Source organism: Vibrio sp. PSi01 (assembly GCF_054960695.1).
Genome location: NZ_JBHNYN010000037.1, coordinates 1 through 4994, shown reverse-complemented (window position 1 = coordinate 4994; position 4994 = coordinate 1). Strand labels below are relative to the sequence as shown.

Annotated in this window: 2 protein-coding genes, 8 tRNA genes and 1 rRNA gene; 7 read left to right on the top strand and 4 right to left on the bottom strand. The window is 42.2% G+C overall.

The genetic code is table 11. From position 1 onward, the window contains the following. The first annotated feature begins 36 nt into the window (after positions 1–36). The 7 genes from ACFI6G_RS22085 to ACFI6G_RS22055 all read left to right on the top strand — a co-directional run bounded on the left by ACFI6G_RS22085 (position 37) and on the right by ACFI6G_RS22055 (position 2884). Positions 37–112 (top strand) — tRNA-Asn (locus ACFI6G_RS22085). A gap of 385 nt (positions 113–497) precedes the next feature. Beyond that, on the top strand, positions 498–2123 hold the full coding sequence (locus ACFI6G_RS22080; protein ID WP_462710478.1) for a methyl-accepting chemotaxis protein: 1626 nt from the start codon (positions 498–500) through the stop codon (positions 2121–2123). Between the two features lie 235 nt (positions 2124–2358). Continuing rightward, positions 2359–2434 (top strand) — tRNA-Phe (locus tag ACFI6G_RS22075). Between the two features lie 57 nt (positions 2435–2491). Beyond that, positions 2492–2567, top strand: a tRNA-Thr gene (locus ACFI6G_RS22070). Positions 2568–2591: 24 nt separating this feature from the next. Continuing rightward, positions 2592–2667, top strand: a tRNA-Asn gene (locus ACFI6G_RS22065). Between the two features lie 36 nt (positions 2668–2703). Continuing rightward, a tRNA-Thr gene (locus ACFI6G_RS22060) sits at positions 2704–2779 on the top strand. Positions 2780–2808: 29 nt separating this feature from the next. Continuing rightward, positions 2809–2884, top strand: a tRNA-Asn gene (locus ACFI6G_RS22055). Positions 2885–3229: 345 nt separating this feature from the next. Here ACFI6G_RS22055 and ACFI6G_RS22050 read toward each other — a convergent pair. From ACFI6G_RS22050 to ACFI6G_RS22035, 4 genes are all read right to left on the bottom strand, one after another. Further along, a complete protein-coding gene (locus ACFI6G_RS22050; protein ID WP_016767963.1) occupies positions 3230–3625 on the bottom strand; it encodes a DUF2391 family protein in 396 nt (131 codons plus the stop codon). Between the two features lie 996 nt (positions 3626–4621). Further along, positions 4622–4698: transfer RNA gene (locus tag ACFI6G_RS22045), tRNA-Asp, on the bottom strand. Between the two features lie 30 nt (positions 4699–4728). After that, positions 4729–4844, bottom strand: a 5S ribosomal RNA gene (gene rrf / locus ACFI6G_RS22040). 42 nt (positions 4845–4886) lie between these two features. Next, a tRNA-Thr gene (locus ACFI6G_RS22035) sits at positions 4887–4963 on the bottom strand. Positions 4964–4994 lie beyond the last annotated feature (31 nt).

The window sequence follows — 4994 nt, the reverse complement described above, 5'->3', positions numbered from 1 at the left end:
GTGGTCTTTAATAGACCTGATGTTGAGACAAGTAATTCCCCTTTAGTTCAGTTGGTAGAACGGCGGACTGTTAATCCGTATGTCGCAAGTTCAAGTCTTGCAAGGGGAGCCACATCCGAGAAAGCCAAGTCGAAAGACTTGGCTTTTTTTTCGTTTGAACAAAGGTTAACTAGACCCAGTCTTCGTATTCGATCAACACGAAATATTGATGAACCAATCAAGAGAGCCACTTTCCTTCTACTTTAAGTACAACATTTATTTCATTTCTAACGAAGTCTTCCCTACCCAAACTAAGTCGAGTGGTTTGATATTATACATTCTGCAACACGCCCATAATCACACTCGAGTAAACAATACATAGATCTGTTACTTTTTTTTCTTCGAAAATTTAATGTTCATCATGTTTTGATACCTTTCTAATATCAGACCTACACCGCTTAGATTAAGATTCGATACGTTATACCTAATCTTATTATTACATCGCTGCGCGGGGAAATATGAAACTTAAAACGCAAGCTTACTTATTATCGGGCATAATATTGATTGCCCTGCTAGCCCTGACTGCTACTGGTTTATGGACATTGAGAGTCGCTAGCAACATGGACAACAAAGCTCGCGTGACAGAGCTATTTAAGAGTGCATATAGCATTCTTACTGAAGTCGAGAAAATGGCGATTGATGGCACACTAGAAGAAAAGCAAGCTAAGCAACTTGCCACTCGTCTATTACGAAACAACATTTATAAAGACAACGAATATGTCTACGTTGCTGATGAAAACATGACGTTTGTCGCGACACCACTAGATCCTCAACTACACGGAACCAGCTTTAATGACTTTAAAGATGGCGACGGCAATAGTGTTGGCCAACTCATTCAACGAGTACTTGGCAATCGTACTGGCCAGATCATTGAGTACACCTGGACACAAAAGCTTCCAGACGGAACGATTGAAGACAAACTGTCTATTGCAGAGAAGACTCCGCATTGGGGTTGGGTTGTCGGTACAGGTATCGGCTTCAATGAAGTCAATGCACGTTTCTGGTCAACGGCTCAATGGCAATTGTTTCTATGTGTCGTGATTGCTGGCCTTATTTTATCAAGCCTAATCGTATCTATTAAGCGAATGCTAGCGCTTCTTGGCGGCGAGCCTAAAGATGTAAGAGAAGCGGTACAAGCCGTCGCAGAAGGCCGCATTCAAACCTCTTTTGAAACTCAGGCAATAAACGGCAGTATTTATCACGCCGTACAACAAATGAGTAAGTCGTTAGCCGAGCTAGTCTCAAACCTTGATGCTTCAATGCTGGCACTGAGAGCCGAATTGCAACGCGTAGAAGACCGTGCAGGGTCAATTGCTCAACTAACAGAGACCCAGCAGCAATCAACAGAGATGATCGCAACAGCAATGACCGAGATGGCTTCTTCAGCAAACAACATTGATGATTCAGCTAGCGATACCGCGCGCAACACCGATGAGGCCGATAAACAGAGCCAACATACCCAACAACTCATTCACAACACTGTAGACAACATTCAAGGCCTGGCAGGGCAACTAAACACAGCAAGCGAAGCTGTCGCTAACCTAGATAGCGATGTAAACAACATTGTGAAAGTATTGGATGTGATTGGTGATATAGCGGAGCAAACTAACCTGTTGGCACTGAACGCAGCCATTGAAGCAGCTAGAGCTGGCGAACAAGGTCGTGGATTTGCAGTTGTGGCAGATGAAGTTCGTAACCTTGCAGGCCGAACGCAATCAAGCACTAAAGAAATCCAGTTAATGATCAATAACCTTCAAGAAGGCTCTCGTAATGCGATTCAAACGATGGAAGTATGTGCGACTACCAGTGAGAGTACAGTCACAGAGTCTCAGAGTGCCTCTGAAGCACTACAACAGATTGTTATTGCTCTAGAGTCCATCTCATCAATGAGTCATCAAATCGCGACAGCAGCGGCTGAGCAGACTCAGGTGAGCGATGATATCTCAAAGCGTATCAACATGATCGAAGAGAGCGGCAACCAACTAAGTAATGTAGTAACTGAAAGTCATAATAGCACCCAAACACTCGCTTCCCTTTCTAACGAATTAGAAGCTTGGATTAATAGGTTTGAAGTAAAACACTAAACTCACAGGAAAATCTCCAACCATAGAAGCACGTTTTCACACGTGCTTTTTTTATTTCGGCACCCATTCAGTGTAGTTAAAAGAAGTTTTACGATCTTTTAGAGCATGCTAGACCTGGGTTTTTTGAACCAAATGAACAAAAACAACCCACTAAGTATAGAAAAACATCAAACGATACTTTTTTTGCAATTTAATGTTGACCCAGAACGCGAAAACACGTTTAATACACCTCGTCGCCCGGATAGCTCAGTCGGTAGAGCAGAGGATTGAAAATCCTCGTGTCGGTGGTTCGATTCCGCCTCCGGGCACCACAATTTATTTGTTGGTGTCCTAGACAACAACAGTAAAGCACAAAGAAATATTTATGTGCCGACTTAGCTCAGTAGGTAGAGCAACTGACTTGTAATCAGTAGGTCACCAGTTCGACTCCGGTAGTCGGCACCATTTCTTTAAAGCTTTAAGAATAATTCCCCTTTAGTTCAGTTGGTAGAACGGCGGACTGTTAATCCGTATGTCGCAAGTTCAAGTCTTGCAAGGGGAGCCAAGTTAATCATCAAGCATAAGCTTTTTGATTCATGATGCCGACTTAGCTCAGTAGGTAGAGCAACTGACTTGTAATCAGTAGGTCACCAGTTCGATTCCGGTAGTCGGCACCATTCTCTTGATTAGAGACTAAACAATCAATTCCCCTTTAGTTCAGTTGGTAGAACGGCGGACTGTTAATCCGTATGTCGCAAGTTCAAGTCTTGCAAGGGGAGCCAATTAGAAAAGGCCGCATCATTGATGCGGCCTTTTTGCATTTATAGATCCTAACTTATCAATACAACTACCCTCACCTTTCAAATACCATATTCAATTCAGAAACCAACCGTTTTCATATCCTTTCAAAGCTACAAATCTTCGCTACTTAACTCTCTTCAATATTTCCCAACAACAAACGACACATTCACGTAAGAGTTATTCAGAGTAACGTTACTAATCATTTTATTAATGAGGAGAACCGCTGGACAAATCAACACTAAGCCTGGAAATGAGAAAGCTAAGTAACGAATCAAATAAGCGCTAGAAAAGCTCTGAAAAGCGCTTCAATCCAAATGATACACAAGTCACTCTTTATCAAAACTATCCACTACAATAGCGCCCATAGAGGCTGGCATTGAAATAACAATAACTCTTTTGAACGATACAACTGGATCACTCAATAGAGGTAATTTGTCCAGGCAAGTCAGTACCAAAGCAACGACCAATGCCGTCATAACATAAGCAATCACTATTCTGAAAATAAACACTGGCAACCGAGCAACAACGTCTTTTTGAAAGACACTCTCATACGTATAGAAGCCCAGGAACACCGCAGACAGCAAAAACAACAGCAATAGATTTGCGGTAGGTAAGGTCTCCCCTAACTTCCAGGCCTCTTCAGAAAAAGAAATCGGCACGGCCAAAGCAAAAGATCCCACAAAGATCTGGCTCGCATCTTCAAAGTTAAAGCTCAATTTCATAGTTCTACCCATTAGGTTTATTTAAGGCTTTATCTATTTATTAAAATAATAACAAACTATCCGCGATGATTTGGGGAATTTTCTATTCTTACCAAGCAATAAGCCATAACACTTCTTAGTTTTATATTAGTCGAAATATAACCAAAACATAGCTTGAACTAACCAGCAAGAAATTAATATGTTGAGAGCAAAGTGGTCAAAACGACTAATTCATATCGAGTCAACAAACACCTCAGAATAGAAGAGATACTGGTCACCCTAAAATACCAATGCCTAGAACCAGAGAATATAGCAATCAGCTGGGTGATAAACAGCACTACATGTATAGACACGGGTGTGAAGGATGCTCTATTTCTTAGCTTACCATCCCTCCGACATTACTTTAGTAGGCCCGCAATCTAGCGACTTTCACCTTCAAAGTGAATCTAGTCCATTTTCACCCTTTGAAATACGTCGAAAAAGGCACTCAATACCATCGAGAAAGGTTTAAGCATAGAGCATTAAGTCGACTCATTTAGGGCTATAGCGTTCTTAGCAGAACTATCCTATAGATTCACAGGTAGGGTAGAAGCAAGGTTTCATAGAGGAAAAGCTGTAAACTGAGTACCTGAAAGGACACTTGCTAAATAAAGAAGCGACATACAAGTACAGAGCAGAAAGATGGGTTGTAGGGCTTATATAGCTTCAGGTTTTGAGAAGATAATATGTTGAGTCAGTTCAATCTCATAAAGCTAACTTAAAACGTCATATGGCTCGAGGTATTTGATCACTCAGCTTAAAGCTATAATGTTTAAAGTCGTGCTCGTGTCAACTCACACCGGAATCAGAAATGATGTCACTCTAATCGTAAAGTTGGGATTTCTGATAAGCGATGGAATAATAGGAACACGTTGCTAGGAGTTATGAGCTACGAGAAAACGGGTGGGGAAGCCATTCGATAGAAGGGCGGAATAGATGCAAAAAAGCCCCGCTATTTCTAGCGAGGCTTATTATAAGTGGCGGAGTGGACGGGACTCGAACCCGCGACCCCCGGCGTGACAGGCCGGTATTCTAACCAACTGAACTACCACTCCGCAGTGTCTATTCAGCATAAAGCAATATGAGCCTGACGATGTCCTACTCTCACATGGGGAAGCCCCACACTACCATCGGCGCTATTGTGTTTCACTTCTGAGTTCGGCATGGAATCAGGTGGGTCCACAATGCTATGGTCGTCAAACAAATTCTGTTGTTAACTTGATAAATCAAATCAACTAAATAGTGGTGCTGATACCCAGACTCGAACTGGGGACCTCACCCTTACCAAGGGTGCGCTCTACCGGGCTGAGCTATATCAGCGATTTAAGAACCGTTAAAAAACGACTCTAAA

Coding starts and splice junctions, on each gene's coding strand:
- ACFI6G_RS22080 (WP_462710478.1), top strand. CDS start 498: ATGAAACTTAAAACGCAAGCTTACTTATTATCGGGCATAATATTGATT.
- ACFI6G_RS22050 (WP_016767963.1), bottom strand. CDS start 3,625: ATGAAATTGAGCTTTAACTTTGAAGATGCGAGCCAGATCTTTGTGGGA.